Origin of the sequence: uncultured Adlercreutzia sp., assembly GCF_958431955.1 — a bacterium.
Taxonomy (GTDB): domain Bacteria; phylum Actinomycetota; class Coriobacteriia; order Coriobacteriales; family Eggerthellaceae; genus Adlercreutzia.
This window is the reverse complement of record NZ_CAUASN010000005.1, coordinates 66,681-81,876: the sequence shown is the minus strand read 5'-3', so window position 1 is coordinate 81,876 and position 15,196 is coordinate 66,681. Positions and strand designations below refer to the sequence as shown.

Genomic DNA, 15,196 nt, shown 5'->3' with positions numbered 1-15,196 from the left:
ATGATCAAAGTTAGTTCGAGTTAACTAAAAGGGAGAAAAAATGCGCCTAAAGGCGCAGGTGAGAGCCGTGTTCGCTCTCTTAGGCAACGAGTACGTTCTCGGCCTCGTCCTTGCGCAGCGACAGCTCGAAGCCGCGCACGGTCACCTCGATGGGATCTCCCAAAGGCGCCACCTTGCGCACGAACACCTCGGTGCCCTTGGTGATGCCCATGTCCATGATGCGGCGCTTGACGGCGCCTTCGCCCACCAGGCGACGCACGGTGGCCGACTGCCCCACGGGCACATCGCGCAGGGTCTTATCCTCTGCCATAGTCCTTCCTTTCTGTGTTCCTCTGAACTGGTGACAGGAGACGCGACGAGACGGCGCGCCCCCGCTGCCGAGGGCGTGCCGGCAATAGCTGTCTTAAGCGACGATGATCTTCGATGCCACGCTGCGGTCGAGGGCCACACTTGCTCCCTTGACCTGCACGATGAAGTTCCCCGCCTGCTCGGAAATGACCGAGACGGACGCACCCTCGACGAACCCCAGGTTCTCGAGATGGTGGTGCACCTCGCCCTTTCCGCGCACACGGACGACTTTCGCCGTATCGCCGCCCCGCAGAAACGCGAGGGGCATCGGCTGGCACGTTACACCGGCGCTGTCGGCCTGGCAGCGGGCGCCTTCCACAACCATTGCTTGGCTCATAGCGACTCCCATCAATGTTAGATGCATGCAACTCCGTATTGTAGTCCAAAGTTAGCTTATGTAAACCCATGAAGTTAACTTTTTCGTACTTTTCCGCGAACGGCAGGCGGCGCGTGCTCCTCCCCCTGCCCTGCCGTGCATTCGCCCCCATCGGCGGCGGGAGCGGCGGCGGCCCGTGGTATCCTTGTCCGCAATCGTCATCCTTCAGGAAGGGAGCCCCATGTCCCAGCCCACCGATCGCGCCGAAGCCTTCGGCCAGAACCTCTACCTCGACACGCGCGGAGCGGGCGGCGAGCCGATCCCGTTCACGGAGGCCGTGGTGAACGGATTGGCCCCGGGCGGCGGCCTCTACGTTCCCGAGCAGCTGCCCTCCCTCACGCTAGACGAGATAGCGGGCCTCGCCGCGCTCCCTTATGCCGAGCGCGCCGCCGCCGTGTACAAGGCGTTCAACATCGACCTTCCCGACGACGTCATCGACATGCTCATGGGGCGCGCCTACGGCGACAACTTCGACGACGAGGCCGTCTGCCCCATCACCTCCCTCGACGAGGACACCCATATCCTGGAACTGTGGCACGGGCCCACGAGCGCCTTCAAGGACATGGCGCTGCAGTGCCTGCCGCACTTCTTCTCGGCCAGCGCCGCCCAGCTGCGCGACCGGGGCAAGCTCGACCACGAGTTCATGATCCTCGTGGCCACCTCCGGCGATACAGGCAAGGCGGCCCTCGAGGGGTTCAAGGGCGTCGACGGCGTGTCCATCGGCGTGCTGTTCCCCGACGGCGGCGTGAGCGACATCCAGCGCAAGCAGATGGTCACCACCACCGGCGACAACGTGCGCGTATGGGCCGTGCGCGGCAACTTCGACGACTGCCAGACCGGCGTGAAGCGCGCCTTTGCCGACGCCGCCTTCGCCGAGAAGCTCGCCGAGGAGTGCTCCGTCGCCCTCTCGAGCGCCAACTCCATCAACTGGGGCCGTCTGCTGCCCCAGGTGGTCTACTACATCTCCAGCTACGCCGAGCTTGTGGCCCAGGGCAAGATCGCAGTCGGCGACGAGATCGACGTCTGCGTGCCCACCGGCAACTTCGGTAACATCCTGGCAGCCTGGTACGCCAAGCAGATCGGCGTGCCCATCGGCATGCTCCTGTGCGCCAGCAACGACAACCGCGTGCTCACCGACTTCATCAACACCGGCACCTACGACATCTCCGACCGCGAGTTCATCCTCACCTCCTCGCCTTCGATGGACATCCTCGTGTCCTCCAACCTGGAGCGCCAGCTCTTCGAGCTCACCGGCCGCGATCCTAAGGCCATCAGCCAGTGGATGGCCGACCTGAACGAGAAGCGCTGCTTCCGCGTCGATCCCGAGACGTTCGCCCGCGTGCGCGAGAACTTCAGCGCCGACTCCATCGACAACGCCACGTGCCTTACCACCATCAAGGACGTCCACGACGAATACGGCTACCTGCTCGACCCCCATACGGCCGTGGCCTTCGCCGCCGCCCAGAACCTGCGCGGCGAGAACCCGGTGCTCATCGCCTCCACCGCCCACTGGGCCAAGTTCGGGGACAACGTGTACCGCGCCCTGCACGGCATGGCGCCCGGCGAGGCCCTTCCGGAAGAGGTGGCGAAGCTGACCGGCTGCCAGCTCAACGAACGTATCGCCGAGGAAACGAAGCGGCACGACATTCCCGCCGGACTTGCCAACCTCGATGCCGCCGCGGTACGATTCACCGATGTGATAGACAATGACGTCGAGGCTATCGAGGCGGCCGCAGAGGCCTTCTGCCGACGCTAGCCCCAAAGACGGGAGACGCCCATGAGCCAGCTGCAATCGCTCACCCCGGTCGTGCGCATAACCATCTCGAACCCCGAGGCCGAGGAGAAGTCCGCCTTCGGCCCGGGCATCGCCAAACTGTGCCTCGGCGTGCGCGAGCACGGCTCGCTCAACGCCGCGGCGAAGGCCATGCGCATGGCCTACAGCAAGGCGTGGCGCGTGATCAAGGACACCGAGAGCACGCTCGGCGTCCAGCTCCTCCTGCGCGACGGTGCCCACGGCTCCACCTTGACGGCCGAGGGGGAGACGCTCCTCGACGCCTATCTCGCCATTCAGGAGCGGCTCTCCGACGAGGCGGCCCAGCTGTTCGCCGAAATGACCCGCTGAGGCGATCTTCGGCGCATCCCGCCGCCTGTCACGGCACCACCCTCCGAGCCGGCCCGCTAGGCCGGCTCGATCGTTATGGTCACGAGGGGTTCCTCCGGACGCCCGCTCCCCGCGATCACGCGCAGCACCAGGCCGCCCGCCTCCATGGCATGGGCGGCAGACACCTTTGACGGGGGATGTCCCCCGCATCCGAGCCCCGCGGGCTCGGGGATGCCCCATGGGATAGACCCCTCGAGGGCCGCCCCCTCGTTCACGTCCTCGGGAGTCGGCGGCCACATGACCGCCTCGGCCTCGCGCTCTCTCTCAGGATCGCTCCCGAAGCGGTACATGCACCCGTAGCAGGTGTCCATATCGTCGAACAGCTTGCTCATGCAGGTCGGGCAGATCTTCATCTCCTCCTCCTTCCGGCGGCGCGCCGGCCGCCCTTGCGCCCGCTCTGGGGCATCTCGACCACATCTCCCCGCGCGAACCACGGCCCCGGCCGGGCGAAGCGCTCGACCACGGCGGAAGCACGGTCGTTGCGCAGGCGGGCGCCGGGCATCACGAGCCGGCGCACTTCCATCACCCTCCCCCGTCGATCGACGAAGGCGACGTCGAGGGGGTGGCGCATAGTGAGCGTGTGCACATCGCGGCAGCGGGGAAAGGCCATGACCGTGCGGTCGGGAGCGCGTCCCGCCAGGCCGCGCAGCCTCATCAGCGGGCGTGCCGCCACCACCCACACGCCATCGAAGGGCGCGCCCTCCCCGTCCCTCACGCGGCAGGCAGTTGGACGACGATACACGTTTCGTCGCCGACGGCCGTGCAGTTGAGCAGCAGCCATGAGCACCGGCCTCCTTTCTTGACCCCCGACAACGACGCCCCGGCTCCCGTTTCCACGAGGGCCCACCCGCGCCCCTCGAGTTCCGCGGCGACCTGCGCCTGCACCGTCTCCGCCTCCCCTGGCAACGTGAAGCCGATCAGGGACCAGTCGTCCAAGGCCCTGATCTCCGTCGCGCCGTCGAGGGAGAGCACCTCCTCGGAGACCCACGCCGGCACCTCCCGCGCCTCGCGGCCCACGGCGGCGTCGAGGGCCGCGAGCGAGTTTTCCGCGGTCGTCTCCTCCCCATCGACGAGGGACCGCGCGAACGCCTCCCCGGAGAAGGGCTGCGCGGCGGCCGCAGTCTCCCGTTGTTCGGCAGCAGCCGTCGCGCCCAGGACAACGAACGCGATTCCCAAAATCAACGCGGCGCGAAGCAGGCGCCTCGTTTGAACGGCCATACCAGCCTCCTTCCTCAAAAGAGCATTCCCGGGCGGTACACGTCCACCGCCATATCCACCTCGTGGGCCAGGGAGGGCAGCGCCACGCCGAGCACCTCGGTGCGCATGCCGAGCCCGAAGAGCGTCGGGTGGTACTCGATGCGCGCCGTGAACCGCACGAGCCCCGCCGGCGCGCCCTCCGCGCGCACCGCCACCGTCACGTTGGAGGCGGCGAAGGCCTCCTCGAGCCGCCCCTCCACGCGCGCGACCGTCGTCCCGACGTCTTCCCCGGCGCCCGGGGCGCTCGCCTCGGCGCACACCGTCTGACGCGCCACGCGGTCGAAGGCCGCGCACGTCCCGAAGAACGTCAGGGCGTTCACCACCACAACGGCCACGATGATGACGACGGGCAGCGCCACGGCGAGCTCCACGGTCGCCTGCCCCGCCTCCCCGCGCCCCGCCAGGCGGGCGCGGGCGGCCCTCACTCCCATGACGAGTCCAGTCCCGCCGCGCCGGCAGCGGCGCGTACCGCCTCCATCGCGCGATCGACGATTCCGCGGGCCCCCTCGGTGACCGACGGGGGCAGCGTCACCGTGATAGGCAGCTCCAGGTCGACTACCGGCAGCTCTACGCAGGCGATCTCTATCTCGAAGCCGTCCAGGCGATCGAAGGCCTCGCGCTCGATGCGGTCGGCGAGAGCGCCGAACACGTTGCCCGACGAGGGGGCCTCCGCGAGCATCTCCTCGCGCACCGCGAGATAGCGGACCGCGAAGTCGCCCCCATCGGCGCGGGCCACCGCACCCGTTCCGGCCAGAACCGGCTTAAGCGGCGCCAAGTTCGCCGGCTCGAGGCCGACGGCCGCCAGGCTATCGCGGAGGGCCCCGGCAGCCCATGCCCCCAATCCTGCGGCCCCGACAAGCGGCAGGGAGTCGAGCGCCGATCCGACCCCGTCGATCAGCGCCTCCTGCCCGGAGCCGTAGGCGCCAAGCAGGCCCGACCAGCAGTCGAGCACGATGCGGGCCGCGCCGACGGCGGCCGACCCGTCGGCATCCAGACCGTCGAGGAGATCCCCCACAACCGATGCCTCCTCGTCCCCGTCCTCGATGAGGGTGGCCGCCGCCACGGCCGCCCGCGTCCCCAAAGCGCTGCCGCCGCCCGCGAACGAATGGGAAAACGCCCCCGCGGAGTCTGCTCCCGACGCGGCCACGAGGGCGATGCACCCGGCCGAGCCCGGCGGCTGGGCATCGATGCGCATGGACGATGCCCCGCGCAGCGCCCCCATCACCGTGTCGAGCAGCCCTTGGGCCTCCTCGCGCACGGCCTCCGCCAGAGGCTCGGCCTCCCGCCGAGCGCGCTCGTAATCGTCGGCCGCCTGGGCTACGGCGTCGTAGTGGTACTCGAAGCCGTTGTCGATGGCCGTGGACGCCGAGGCCACGCTGCCGAGGGACGAGGCCGTGAAGCGGCAGGAGGGGCATTCCTCGAAGCCGCCGGCTTCGAGCGTGCGCACCGATCCGTAGGACTCGACGAGGCCCGCGTCGGGGCATCCCTCCCAGGCGTGCATCACGGCCACGCTCTCCTCGACGGTGATGGGAAAGGAGGGGTCGGTGTACAAGGAGGTGGCGCGCATCTGCTCGGTGTTCCGAGGCAGGCGGGGAAAGGACACGACACCGCTCGCCGCCGACCGCTCGCGCGCCTGGCGCAGCTCGGCCACCGCGTAGCGGTAGAACAGGCGGCGCAAGGCCGATCGAGCGCCTTCCTGCGCCGACGGGCCCTCCGGGGCCTCGATGCCCAGGCGGGCGCGGTAGTAGGACCACGCGCGGTCGAGCGCGACCGAGAACGACCAGGCCTCCGCCGACTCGTAGAGCGGGTTGTCCGCGCCCGAGAGCCCCGCCAGATGGCCCGCGCGCTCGTACATGCAGTAGCCCGGGGCATCCCCGCAGTCGCGCAAAAACCCGCGCTCCTTGGCCTCGTCGGCCGCCTGCACGGCATCCTCGGCCCGCTGCGCCGCATCGGCGAGCGCCTCCTCTCCGTTCCGGACCCCCTCCTCCATATCACGCTCGGCGGCATTGGCCCCCACCGCCACCGCCTCCCCCTCGGCGGGTAGCAGAAGGGCCATGGCGGCGTAGTCGCACCCGCGCGAGGCGCTGTTGGCATGGGCCACGGCGGCGGCGCTGGCGCAGGCCATGAAGGGGAGGGCCTTCTGCAGGGCGTTGAGCGACGCGGCGGCGCGCTCGGCCAGGGCGTCGCGCGCGTCGAGCACCTTTTGCCCCGTCGAGACGAGCTGGGCTCCCAGCTCGGCGGCCGGGGGCGCGCAGAGGGCCACCACGCCCAGCCCGTAGGAGGCCGCCCCGAGCAGCGTCATGGAGAGCACGGCCCCGTCGACCACCCTCACGGCCACCATGAACTCCGCCACCTGGTTCTCCGCAGCCAGGGCGGCCGCGTCCGCCACATCCTGCACCTCGGAGGCCAGCGTGTTCACCCGGTACACCTGGGCGGCCGAGAAAAGCAGCGCGAGTGACACGAGGAGGGCGACGGCCATGCCGGCCGTGGTGAAGCCCTCCTCGTCCCTTACCAGCCGATCAATTCCCATCGCACCACTCACCTGCTTTCTCGTTCGGGGTCGCCCCTTCGAGCGACCGCTGGGCCCATTCCGCCCTCGTGGGCGTCTCCACGGCGACTTCCACCTCCAGATTCCCCCGCTCGTTCACAAGGCCGAGCAGTGTCGCCCCCAAATCCAGCAGCGGCAGCGGCCTCACCTCCGTCCGCACGGTTACCCGCGAGAGCGCGTCTGCGCCACCGCCCTCGCACACCACCTCCCAGGTGCAACCCGAGCTGTGCACGTGGAAGTTGTCCTGCTGTGGGACGGCCCCGAGGTGCCGCTTGACCAGCGCGACGCATGTCGCGTCGTCTTCCCCTCCCGTCGCCAGCAGCCGGCATCCCTCGGCGGCAGCCGAGGCCATGACCATACGGTCGTAGAGCACGATGCCCGGCTGCACCAGCAGCAGTACGAGGAGGAACAGCACCGGCAGGGCGAAGGCCGCCTCCACCGTAGCCTGGCCGCCATCCCCTCTCGCATTCCGCCCGGTCTTCCCTCTCATCTCCGATCCTCCTCGCGTTGCCCCGCCGTCTTTCCTAGTAGCTGAAAATGTCGAAGGCCCATCCCAAGGCGCCTTGGAGGTGGTGGGAGGCCGACAGCAGGGCATGATCGACGAACATGCCCGACGACAGCCCCCTCCACAGCGCCCCGAGGGCGACGACCACGCAGAGCACCCCGGCCGTGACGATGGCGTACTCCACGGTGCCCTGCCCCCGGTCGTCCGCTAGAGGCCGTTGATGCCGTTGGCGATGGCGTCCCACAGCTCCTGTAGCTTCGGGCGAAACAGGGTGATGGCCAGAATGGCGATCACCACGAGCACGCCGACCAGGATGGCGTACTCGGTCGTCCCCTGCCCCCGCACCTCCCCCGTCTTCGCGTGCATCCTCGCGCAGAGCATCCGCGTGCGCGCGTCGATCTCCGCCGTTGCCCTGCCGGCCCACCGGCGCGCGGCTTTCATCTTCTCCATAACCAAGCTCCTTTCCAGAGTTCTTTCCTTGCATCCCGGCACCGCCCATCACAATCCCCCCGCCAGCTCCAGCAGCACCGGCCCCAGCACGAGCATGAGCATGGCGGGCAGGATGAGAACGCCTGTCGGCACCATCATCTTCACCGGCGCCTTCGCCACCTGCTCCTGCTTGCGAGCCTTGTAGCCGCTGCGGGCCTCCCGCGCCGCGTCCTCCAGGTTGTCGGCCAGCGTCGCGCCGAACCGCAGCGAGCGGATCACGTTCTCCACCACCCGCTCGAGAAGCGGGGACGCATAGGAGGCCGCCACGGCACGCAGCGCCTCGTCCCGGGAGGCGAGGCCGCACGTCCACTGCCGCTGGGCGCGCGCGAACGATTCCGCGAGCATCGTGCGGAAATAGCCCGTGTACAGCTCGAGGCTGCGGTCGAAGGACATGCCGCTCCTCATGCCGAGGGCCACCACGTCGAGCATCTCGGACAGATCCCGCTCCATCGCCTCGGCGCGCCGGCGCGTCCGCTGCGCGATCGCCCAGGGCAGCGCCCGCCATCCGAGGGCCGCGCCGAGGACGGCGAGGCAGCAGCCGAGCTCCGTCGAGAAGACCGCGCCGACGAGAAGGCCCGCGGCGCCCCCGCCTGCGGCGAGCCTCAGGCGGGCCTCCCAGAAGCCGCCGTCATCGAGGCGGCCCCCCAAGCCCGCCGTCGACGCCCTCGCCGCGACCCAGGGGCGCTTCGCCAGCCATGCCGGCGCCCACCGCCGCGCGAGGGAGCTGTGCAGCTTTCGGGACACGCCGACGCCGTAGGCGATCAGGCGCTCGTCCAGGGCGGAATGCCGCTCCGCGCCCGCGCCCGAGGACGTGGGTCCGTCGCGACCGCAGACGGCCCTGCGATGGCGCATCCGCCGTCTCCACGCGCCCGCGGCCCGCTGCGAGAGCCAGCCCGCCGCTCCGGCGAGGACCATCGCGGCGCCCACGAGGGCCATATTCAGCCATCCCATTTTCCTCACCTCCCGTCCACGTCGAGCAAACGACGCACCGCGACGATGCCGGCGACCTGCATGGCAAGCGCCATGGCCAGCAGGACCATGCCCGGGACGCTCTCCACGAACGGGGCTAAAAAGCCTGGGCTCATCAGCGAGAAGAGCGCCACAAGGATGAAGGGCATCGCCGTGACGATGCGGGCCGACAGCTTCGCCTGGGCCGTTTGCACCCTGAGGGAGCGCGCCAGCTCGATCTCCCCCTCCACCGACTCGCGCGCCGCATCGAGCACGGGCGCTATGCTGCCGCCGCAGGCATGCTGCACGTCGAGCGCCACCGCCACGAACGCAAGCTCGGGAACGTCGGCGCGGCGGCGGAACACCGCCAGTGACTCCCCCGCGGTTCCGCCTGTCTCGAGCACGCAAGCCGCCGAGAGGAACAGCTCGCCCAAGGGCCCCTTCATCTCCGTGCCCGTCTGCCGCAGGGTCTGCACGAGGGACAGCCCGGCGCGGAAGCACACGCCCAGCGAGCGCAACGCATCGGGCACCTCGTCCCTCAGGGCCGCACGGCACCTGTCCTCCTCGGCCCGCGACAGGCCGCCGACGGCGACGACGGCACAGCCAGCGAGCGCAGCGCCGAACACCGGGGAGCCCGTCAGAACCCACCCGCCGCCCACTGCCACGATGCCGAGAACCAGCGCGGCGGAGACCGCGGGGGCCGGCTGCGTCGCCAGACCGCGCGACCGGCACAGCCGGACGAGGCCGTCGGCCCACCGGGACACGGCCCGGTTCCGCAGGAGCGCCGACGCGAGCGGCAGCAGCGGCCCCGCGCCGCGGCTGGCCAGGCGCCGCAGCCACCGGGCGCCTCCGGGGCCGGCGCCCTCGATCGGCGCGGCCGCCCGCAGGCGCCGGTTCCGGCCGGCGAGCAGGCCGCGGCAGGCCAAGAACCCGGCGGCACCCGAGGCCGCTACGCCGACAGCCGCATATCCAACGAGCGGATCCATCCCTTCACCTCCTTCTTCTCGGCTATGCCCCTCCAAGCCAGCTCTTCCACCCACGGCGGGTAGCCGACCCAGCGGCCGCAGGCGCGCCCCGCATCGCGCCGGTACAGCGTCGTGAGCGCGCACCGCCGGCGGTCGAAGTCGAAGGTGACGGAGGCTATCTCGGAGACGCACCGCTCGCCGCCGGGGCAGCGGGCGGTCTGGACGACGAGATCGAACGCGTTCCCGATCTGGGCCTCGATGGCGTCGAGGGGCAGATCGACCCCGAAGCGCACCATGGTCACCAGCCGATCCACCGCCTCGCGCGGCGAGTTCGCGTGCAGGGTGGTGAGCGATCCGTCGTGGCCGGTGTTCATGGCCTGGAGCATGTCGATGGCCTCCTCGGCCCGGCACTCCCCCACGATGATGCGGTCGGGCCGCATGCGCAGGGCGTTCACCACCAGCTCCCGGATAGTGACCTCGCCGGTGCCCTCGGCGTTGGCAGCGCGGGCCTCGAGCCTCACCACATGGGGGTGCTCGTCGAACTTGAGCTCGGCGGCGTCCTCGATGGTGATGACGCGCTCCTCGTGGGAGATATGGCGGGACAGCGCGTTGAGCAGCGTCGTCTTGCCGCTGCCCGTGCCGCCGGACACCGCCATGGATCTGCGCGCCCGCACCGCCCATACGAGGAACCGCTCCACCGACTCGTCGAAGGAGCCGAGCCGCCGCAGCTGTGCCAACGACAGGGAGTGCCGCGCAAACGAGCGGATGGTCAGGCACGGGCCGTCGATGGCCAGCGGCGGCACCACCGCGTGCACGCGGTGGCCCTGGGGCAGCCGGGCGCTCACGAGGGGCGACGACTCGTCGATGCGGCGGCCCAAAGGACCGAGGATGCGGTCGATGAGCGCCCGCACCTGCTCGTCGCTCTCGAAGGCCACGTCGCTTCGCATCAGCCGCCCCTCCCGCTCGACGAAGACGCTGCTCGTGCCGTTGACCATGATCTCGGTCACCGACTCGTCGCGCACGAGGGCGTCGAGCGGCCCCAGGCCGAACACCGTGTCGATCAGCGTCTCCACGAGGCGCTGGAAGGAGCCGGCATCGAGCGAGCTCCACGGCTCCCGTACCGCGACTCGGCGGCATGCGGCCCGTATCTCGTTGCGGGCGCGCTCGGGGGAGTCGCCCACCAGGGCCGCCATGCGGTCGAGGGGGACCAGCTCGCCCACCGCCGCCCGGAGCGCCTCGACGCCCCGCTCCTGGCGCTCGTCGCGCGCGGCGCGGCGGCCCTCCTCCATCGTTTGAACCCGTTCCAGAAAAGCCATGGGAGCCTCCTATCGGAGCGCGGCGCCGGCGGCCGTCTCGCCCGCGCGCTCGCGCCGCCCCTTCGGCCGACGCTTGCGCGAGCGCCGGCCCTCCCGCTCTCGTGCGCCCGCCACGTCGAGCCGGGCGATGACGTCTTCCCGTCCCACTGGCTGAGCCGCGGCGTTTTCGGGGAGCAGCTCGTCGAGCACCCGGTCGAGGCTGCCGCACAACCCGTTTCCGGACTCGATGAGCAGATCGGTGCAGCCGGCGCCGAGCAACTCCTCCACCTCGCGCCCGCCATCGGCCAGCTCGACGACGCGGGCGCCGTCCAGCGCGGCCGACACGTCCGCGGAGCCAAAGGGCGCATGGCGCCCGCAGCGGTTCAGCGCCAGCAGGAACGAGCCAGTCGCGATGCCGCAGCGCAGGCACAGGTCGAGGGCATGGCGGCATGCGCGCACCGACGAGGCCCGCTGATCCATGAGCAGCACCGATGCCGCCCCCTGCTCGAGGAGCCGCGCATGGAGCTCGCCCCAGCTGCCCCCGGTATTCACCACCACGAGGTCGAACCGGGCCGTGAGGGCCGACACGACGCCGTCGAAAAAGCCCACGACGGCCTCGGCCCGCTCGAGATCGCGCGGGGCGGCGATCAGCACGAAGGGCCTGCCGTCCACCTCGTCCAAAGCCGCATCCGACGAGACGACCTGTTCCACCGAGATCCTCTCGCACGAGCCCGCGAGCTCGCCCAGATCTCCGAATTGGAGATCGCCGTCGAGCAGCGCCGTGCGCAGGCCGCGGCGCTCGGCCAGGCGGGCCAGCAGGGCGCTCACCGTGCTCTTGCCCGTCCCGCCCGAACCGCTTGCCACAGTGAGCAGAAAGCCCGCACGTCCCCGGGCGTCGGCCTCCCGGGCCGACGCCCGCTCCCCCGCAGGAGACGCCGCGACGGCCTCCTCCGACGCGAACCAGGCATCGGGCGCAGAGGGCCGCGCCGACGCGGGCGCGGGGCCGTCCCCGGCAACCGGCGACGGCAGGGGCTCTCCGAGGGAGGACGCCGCGAAGCGGGCGGCGAACTCCTCCGGCCCGAGCACCCCGTCGAGTCCGGCGGCGCTGGCGCGGGAGGGGTCGGGCGCGTCCTCATCCCCCACGAGGAAGACCTGCAGGGCGGGGTTGTCCCTCTTCAGCGCCGCCGCCAGGTTGATCGGCTGCACCTCATCGCTCGACGCCACCCATACCCCGGCCACATCGGCGCGGCCCGCCAGGGCCGACCGCGCCTCCACGGCGCTCGAGTACCGCTCGAGCCACGGCGCGTCCTCGAACGCCGCAGCGGGCAGGCCCCACCTCGCCGCATCGGCGAGGTCGGCCGCACGGGCGCACAGCGCCCACAAACCCCGCGCGCTCATCGGGCGCCCCCTTCCGCAGAAGACCCTTGGACGCCGCCGGGAGCCGCTGCGCCCTGCGCAGCGCCCAAGGCAGCGTCCGCATCCCCGCCGGCCGCCTCCGCCCCGGCGGCCTTCCCGGCCCTACCGGCAGCATCGGCTTTTTCGGCCCCATCGGCCGGCACAGCCCCGCCAGCCGCGTCAGGGGCCTCTGCCCCGTCAGCTGGAATCTCCTCTTCCGCCGGAAGGGCGAAGTACAGCTCCAGGTTCTGGGCAGCGGCCACGATCTCCTGCACGCGCTCCGGATCCACCGCGAGCGTCACCCATTCGGCCGTCCCCGAGGCTCCCTCGCCCGAGGCGCTCGTGGCCAGCACGAGCGCCCCCGCGACGAGCTTCGCCGTCGACACGGGCCCGGTCGCGTACACATCGACCAGCATGCCGGCCTCCACGGAGCCGCCCACCGCCTGCACCGCCCGCGCGGGCACGCTGATCGCCGCCTTGCCCGTCGGCACGTTCAGCGCCGATTCGGCGGCCTCCGTGCGCTGCTCGCACAGCACCTCGCCCTTGATCACGCTCGACCCGAGGCGGCGGCCGACGATCTGGGAGGCATCGGTTATGGCCCCGTCGGGCAGCAGGTCGGCCACCCACAGCTTGGTGGCGACGGCGCCCCCGTCCACTATCTCGCCGGCGGCCAGATCGCGCTGGGCCACGCAGACCTCGATCTGGTCTCCCCCGAAGCGCTCGAGGGCCTCGGCTCGCGCCTCCTCCACCTCGGCGCGCACACCCACCACGTACAACCCCACGCACAGCGCGCAGGCAAGACCGCACACAAGGCCGGCCACGGTCGTCTTACTTGCTCTCATGTCATCTCCCGTCCTTTGGAAACACCGGCAGTATGCGCTCCCAAAACCGTGGAAATGACTCCGCAAGTTCGCATTTAGCTCCCGCCCCGCACCCCGCCGGCGTCGCGCCCGGACACCGCTCACGACCCACCCGACTCCCGTTCCATTCCCGGGAACATGCCCGCGCCAGGCCCCTCGCCATCGCAGCGAACTCCCGCGAGCCCCGCCGGAGCAGGATCGAGGCTCGAGGGGAAGTGCGCGGGAATCATCGGGAAACGAAAGCAGGCCACCGCCTCAGAAATAGGCGATGACCTGCGAATACTTCTGGTGGTCGCGGAGGGATTTGAACCCCCGACCTTGTGCTTGTAAGGCACCTGCGCTCCCGCTGCGCCACGCGACCGGATATGTTGCGCGCCAGGCGCGCGAATGGGTATTGTGCCACAAGTTCCCGCTCAGGGCAAACGCCAAGGGCAGCGGGACGGCGTAAAGTTGATGGGGGCGGAGGCTCCCGCATCCTAGAAGGCCATGCCCGAGTCCAGGCCGGCCGCGAGCGGCACGACGGGCGCCATCTGCGCCACGCTGGCGCGATGGGGCGGCTCGTACCCGCTCCCGACGGATTGTACCACCTCCGAGGCCCTCGCCCCGCCGCGCTCCAGCGACCGCAGCTCGCAGGCCTCCCGGCGACCCCTGCGGCGGGGCGTCGCCGAGCGCTCGCGGGTCATGCGCGGGACGGCCCGGCCGCTCTCGCGGCGGCTCACGAGGCGCCCCATGTCGCAGGCGCCCGCCTCCGACCACCCGCACGGCACCGAGTCCATCCTCGCGCCGTACAGGTGCTGGTTGTCGGACTCCATCGTGCCGAGCGAGGGCCCCGCCGCGGCGACCGAGGCCAGGTTCCCCTCCAGGTACCCGATCGCCGCGGCGCCCGCCCGCTCCCGGGCCAGCCCCAGGTCGCGCGCGCCCTTGAGCAGCGCCACGGCCGCCTCCGCGCCGCCGTCGCGGACCAGCCCGATCAGCATCGCCGCCAGGCGCCTGTCCGGCAGCGCGGCGAGGATCGCGCGGTTCACGTGGAAGGGATCGAGGCGGAAGACGACCTCGGCCCGCGGGAGCCACGCGCCCAGCGCCGAGCACCACGGCTCGCCGTCGCCGCCCAGGTGCACCCGCTCCAGCCTGGACAGGTCCCAGCGCGAGCCCATGGCCGCCACGCCCTGCGACCACAGCTCGCCGGCGGTGCCGACGACGGCGTGGTGGAGGGGGGCGACCCGGCGCGCCTTGCGCCCCTCGGCCACCTTGCCCTCGTAGGCCGCCATCGCCTTGAGCTCGACGCGGCGGGGCGCCCCCTCGGCGGGGCGCTGCAGGCTGAAGAAGGTGCCGTCGGCCTCCACGAGCAGGCAGGCCCGCTCGCGCTCGGCGTCGGGGACGACGCCGTCGGAGTAGAGCGACTCGGCCGCGGCCTCGTCCTCCTCGGCGCACAGCGCGCCGGCCGACCGCAGGCAGCCCATCACCGCCGTCGCGCTCACGTGCGAGCCGCGGCGGGCCAGCAGCGAGGCGGTGCGGGCGTAGGAGGCCATGGTGCCGGCCGCGACCAGGAAGGCCGCCGCGCCCGGGGAGACGCGGGCGCCCCAGGGCAGGTCGAGGGCGTCGTCGAGGAGGTAGACGGCCCCTCCGGACCCGTCGCGGTAGCGGCGGCGCGAGAAGGAGACGTCGCCGACCTCGGTGGCCAGCGTGCGCTCCCTGAGGTCGCGCAGGCGCAGCCCCGCCGGCCTGCCGGCCGACAGCTCCGCGTCCCTGGCCTCGAGAGCCCGCCCCATGGCCTCGGCCATCATCGAGTGGCCGGCGGCCATGGCCGCGTCCTCGAAGGCCGCGAAGTCGGCAGCGCCCCTGGCGCTGGACAGGAACATCTCCGCCATCGAGGCCACTGCCGCCTCCCTCAAGCTGCTATCATTGTCCACGAGGTTCTCCTTTTCTCCGTTCTTGGTCGAACAAAAGGATAGGGGAACCTCTTTCTCATTGACAGGCCGGTCCTCGGAAGGGCCGCGCCCTCCCTCGTCCCCGGCGCGGCTCACGCCGCGCTGCGCCCCCCCAAAAACT

Annotated in this window: 18 protein-coding genes and 1 tRNA gene; 2 read left to right on the top strand and 17 right to left on the bottom strand. The window is 71.1% G+C overall.

What is annotated here, in order from left to right; translation table 11 throughout:
- Window positions 1–79 precede the first annotated feature (79 nt).
- A complete protein-coding gene (locus Q5064_RS02985; protein ID WP_302962158.1) occupies window positions 80–310 on the bottom strand; it encodes a FeoA family protein in 231 nt (76 codons plus the stop codon).
- Window positions 311–403: 93 nt separating this feature from the next.
- Window positions 404–685 carry a FeoA family protein gene (locus Q5064_RS02980; RefSeq protein WP_302962157.1) on the bottom strand — a complete coding sequence of 94 codons (282 nt, stop codon included), beginning with the start codon at window positions 683–685 and terminating at the stop codon, window positions 404–406.
- Window positions 686–905: 220 nt separating this feature from the next.
- Between Q5064_RS02980 and thrC the strand changes: the two genes are divergently transcribed.
- Complete coding sequence (thrC, locus tag Q5064_RS02975; RefSeq protein WP_302962155.1) at window positions 906–2,480, top strand: threonine synthase; 1,575 nt, start codon at window positions 906–908, stop codon at window positions 2,478–2,480.
- Window positions 2,481–2,501: 21 nt separating this feature from the next.
- Window positions 2,502–2,846, top strand: a complete 345-nt coding sequence (locus tag Q5064_RS02970) for a winged helix-turn-helix domain-containing protein (RefSeq protein ID WP_302962153.1) — start codon at window positions 2,502–2,504, stop codon at window positions 2,844–2,846.
- Between the two features lie 56 nt (window positions 2,847–2,902).
- Here the strand turns inward: Q5064_RS02970 and Q5064_RS02965 are convergent, their stop codons facing one another.
- The 15 genes from Q5064_RS02965 to Q5064_RS02895 all read right to left on the bottom strand — a co-directional run bounded on the left by Q5064_RS02965 (window position 2,903) and on the right by Q5064_RS02895 (window position 15,057).
- A complete protein-coding gene (locus Q5064_RS02965; RefSeq protein WP_302962152.1) occupies window positions 2,903–3,238 on the bottom strand; it encodes a hypothetical protein in 336 nt (111 codons plus the stop codon).
- Window positions 3,235–3,600 (bottom strand): DUF192 domain-containing protein, encoded by a 366-nt coding sequence (locus Q5064_RS02960; protein ID WP_302962151.1) that lies wholly within the window; start codon window positions 3,598–3,600, stop codon window positions 3,235–3,237. Before Q5064_RS02960 ends, Q5064_RS02965 begins: the two co-directional genes overlap by 4 nt.
- Window positions 3,597–4,103, bottom strand: a complete 507-nt coding sequence (locus Q5064_RS02955; protein WP_302962150.1) for a hypothetical protein — start codon at window positions 4,101–4,103, stop codon at window positions 3,597–3,599. Before Q5064_RS02955 ends, Q5064_RS02960 begins: the two co-directional genes overlap by 4 nt.
- Window positions 4,104–4,117: 14 nt before the next feature.
- On the bottom strand, window positions 4,118–4,573 hold the full coding sequence (locus Q5064_RS02950; RefSeq protein ID WP_302962148.1) for a hypothetical protein: 456 nt from the start codon (window positions 4,571–4,573) through the stop codon (window positions 4,118–4,120).
- A complete protein-coding gene (locus tag Q5064_RS02945; RefSeq protein ID WP_302962146.1) occupies window positions 4,564–6,672 on the bottom strand; it encodes a molybdenum cofactor biosynthesis enzyme in 2,109 nt (702 codons plus the stop codon). The genes Q5064_RS02950 and Q5064_RS02945 overlap by 10 nt, the downstream gene beginning before the upstream one ends.
- Window positions 6,662–7,180 (bottom strand): TadE/TadG family type IV pilus assembly protein, encoded by a 519-nt coding sequence (locus Q5064_RS02940; RefSeq protein ID WP_302962145.1) that lies wholly within the window; start codon window positions 7,178–7,180, stop codon window positions 6,662–6,664. Before Q5064_RS02940 ends, Q5064_RS02945 begins: the two co-directional genes overlap by 11 nt.
- Before the next feature lie 34 nt (window positions 7,181–7,214).
- Window positions 7,215–7,379: a hypothetical protein gene (locus Q5064_RS02935; RefSeq protein ID WP_302962143.1), complete on the bottom strand. Its 165-nt coding sequence runs from the start codon at window positions 7,377–7,379 to the stop codon at window positions 7,215–7,217.
- Window positions 7,380–7,402: 23 nt separating this feature from the next.
- Window positions 7,403–7,645, bottom strand: coding sequence for a hypothetical protein (locus tag Q5064_RS02930; RefSeq protein ID WP_302962142.1), 243 nt, complete (start codon window positions 7,643–7,645; stop codon window positions 7,403–7,405).
- Window positions 7,646–7,693: 48 nt separating this feature from the next.
- Window positions 7,694–8,635, bottom strand: coding sequence for a type II secretion system F family protein (locus Q5064_RS02925; RefSeq protein ID WP_302962141.1), 942 nt, complete (start codon window positions 8,633–8,635; stop codon window positions 7,694–7,696).
- A gap of 5 nt (window positions 8,636–8,640) precedes the next feature.
- On the bottom strand, window positions 8,641–9,618 hold the full coding sequence (locus tag Q5064_RS02920) for a type II secretion system F family protein (RefSeq protein ID WP_302962139.1): 978 nt from the start codon (window positions 9,616–9,618) through the stop codon (window positions 8,641–8,643).
- Window positions 9,582–10,913, bottom strand: coding sequence for a CpaF family protein (locus tag Q5064_RS02915; protein WP_302962137.1), 1,332 nt, complete (start codon window positions 10,911–10,913; stop codon window positions 9,582–9,584). The genes Q5064_RS02920 and Q5064_RS02915 overlap by 37 nt, the downstream gene beginning before the upstream one ends.
- 9 nt (window positions 10,914–10,922) lie before the next feature.
- Window positions 10,923–12,290 carry a P-loop NTPase gene (locus Q5064_RS02910; RefSeq protein ID WP_302962135.1) on the bottom strand — a complete coding sequence of 456 codons (1,368 nt, stop codon included), beginning with the start codon at window positions 12,288–12,290 and terminating at the stop codon, window positions 10,923–10,925.
- On the bottom strand, window positions 12,287–13,129 hold the full coding sequence (gene cpaB, locus Q5064_RS02905; protein ID WP_302962132.1) for a Flp pilus assembly protein CpaB: 843 nt from the start codon (window positions 13,127–13,129) through the stop codon (window positions 12,287–12,289). The genes Q5064_RS02910 and cpaB overlap by 4 nt, the downstream gene beginning before the upstream one ends.
- A gap of 304 nt (window positions 13,130–13,433) precedes the next feature.
- Window positions 13,434–13,508 (bottom strand) — tRNA-Val (locus Q5064_RS02900).
- Between the two features lie 115 nt (window positions 13,509–13,623).
- Entirely contained in the window at window positions 13,624–15,057 is a 1,434-nt protein-coding gene (locus tag Q5064_RS02895; protein WP_302962130.1) for a UPF0236 family transposase-like protein, read from the bottom strand.
- Between the last annotated feature and the right edge of the window lie 139 nt (window positions 15,058–15,196).

Excerpts from the sequence above, each read along its gene's own strand:
- Q5064_RS02985 (WP_302962158.1), bottom strand. The coding sequence starts at position 310 with ATGGCAGAGGATAAGACCCTGCGCGATGTGCCCGTGGGGCAGTCGGCC.
- Q5064_RS02980 (WP_302962157.1), bottom strand. The coding sequence starts at position 685 with ATGAGCCAAGCAATGGTTGTGGAAGGCGCCCGCTGCCAGGCCGACAGC.
- thrC (WP_302962155.1), top strand. The coding sequence starts at position 906 with ATGTCCCAGCCCACCGATCGCGCCGAAGCCTTCGGCCAGAACCTCTAC.
- Q5064_RS02970 (WP_302962153.1), top strand. The coding sequence starts at position 2,502 with ATGAGCCAGCTGCAATCGCTCACCCCGGTCGTGCGCATAACCATCTCG.
- Q5064_RS02965 (WP_302962152.1), bottom strand. The coding sequence starts at position 3,238 with ATGAAGATCTGCCCGACCTGCATGAGCAAGCTGTTCGACGATATGGAC.
- Q5064_RS02955 (WP_302962150.1), bottom strand. The coding sequence starts at position 4,103 with ATGGCCGTTCAAACGAGGCGCCTGCTTCGCGCCGCGTTGATTTTGGGA.
- Q5064_RS02950 (WP_302962148.1), bottom strand. The coding sequence starts at position 4,573 with ATGGGAGTGAGGGCCGCCCGCGCCCGCCTGGCGGGGCGCGGGGAGGCG.
- Q5064_RS02945 (WP_302962146.1), bottom strand. The coding sequence starts at position 6,672 with ATGGGAATTGATCGGCTGGTAAGGGACGAGGAGGGCTTCACCACGGCC.
- Q5064_RS02940 (WP_302962145.1), bottom strand. The coding sequence starts at position 7,180 with ATGAGAGGGAAGACCGGGCGGAATGCGAGAGGGGATGGCGGCCAGGCT.
- Q5064_RS02930 (WP_302962142.1), bottom strand. The coding sequence starts at position 7,645 with ATGGAGAAGATGAAAGCCGCGCGCCGGTGGGCCGGCAGGGCAACGGCG.
- Q5064_RS02925 (WP_302962141.1), bottom strand. The coding sequence starts at position 8,635 with ATGGGATGGCTGAATATGGCCCTCGTGGGCGCCGCGATGGTCCTCGCC.
- Q5064_RS02920 (WP_302962139.1), bottom strand. The coding sequence starts at position 9,618 with ATGGATCCGCTCGTTGGATATGCGGCTGTCGGCGTAGCGGCCTCGGGT.
- Q5064_RS02915 (WP_302962137.1), bottom strand. The coding sequence starts at position 10,913 with ATGGCTTTTCTGGAACGGGTTCAAACGATGGAGGAGGGCCGCCGCGCC.
- Q5064_RS02910 (WP_302962135.1), bottom strand. The coding sequence starts at position 12,290 with ATGAGCGCGCGGGGTTTGTGGGCGCTGTGCGCCCGTGCGGCCGACCTC.
- cpaB (WP_302962132.1), bottom strand. The coding sequence starts at position 13,129 with ATGAGAGCAAGTAAGACGACCGTGGCCGGCCTTGTGTGCGGTCTTGCC.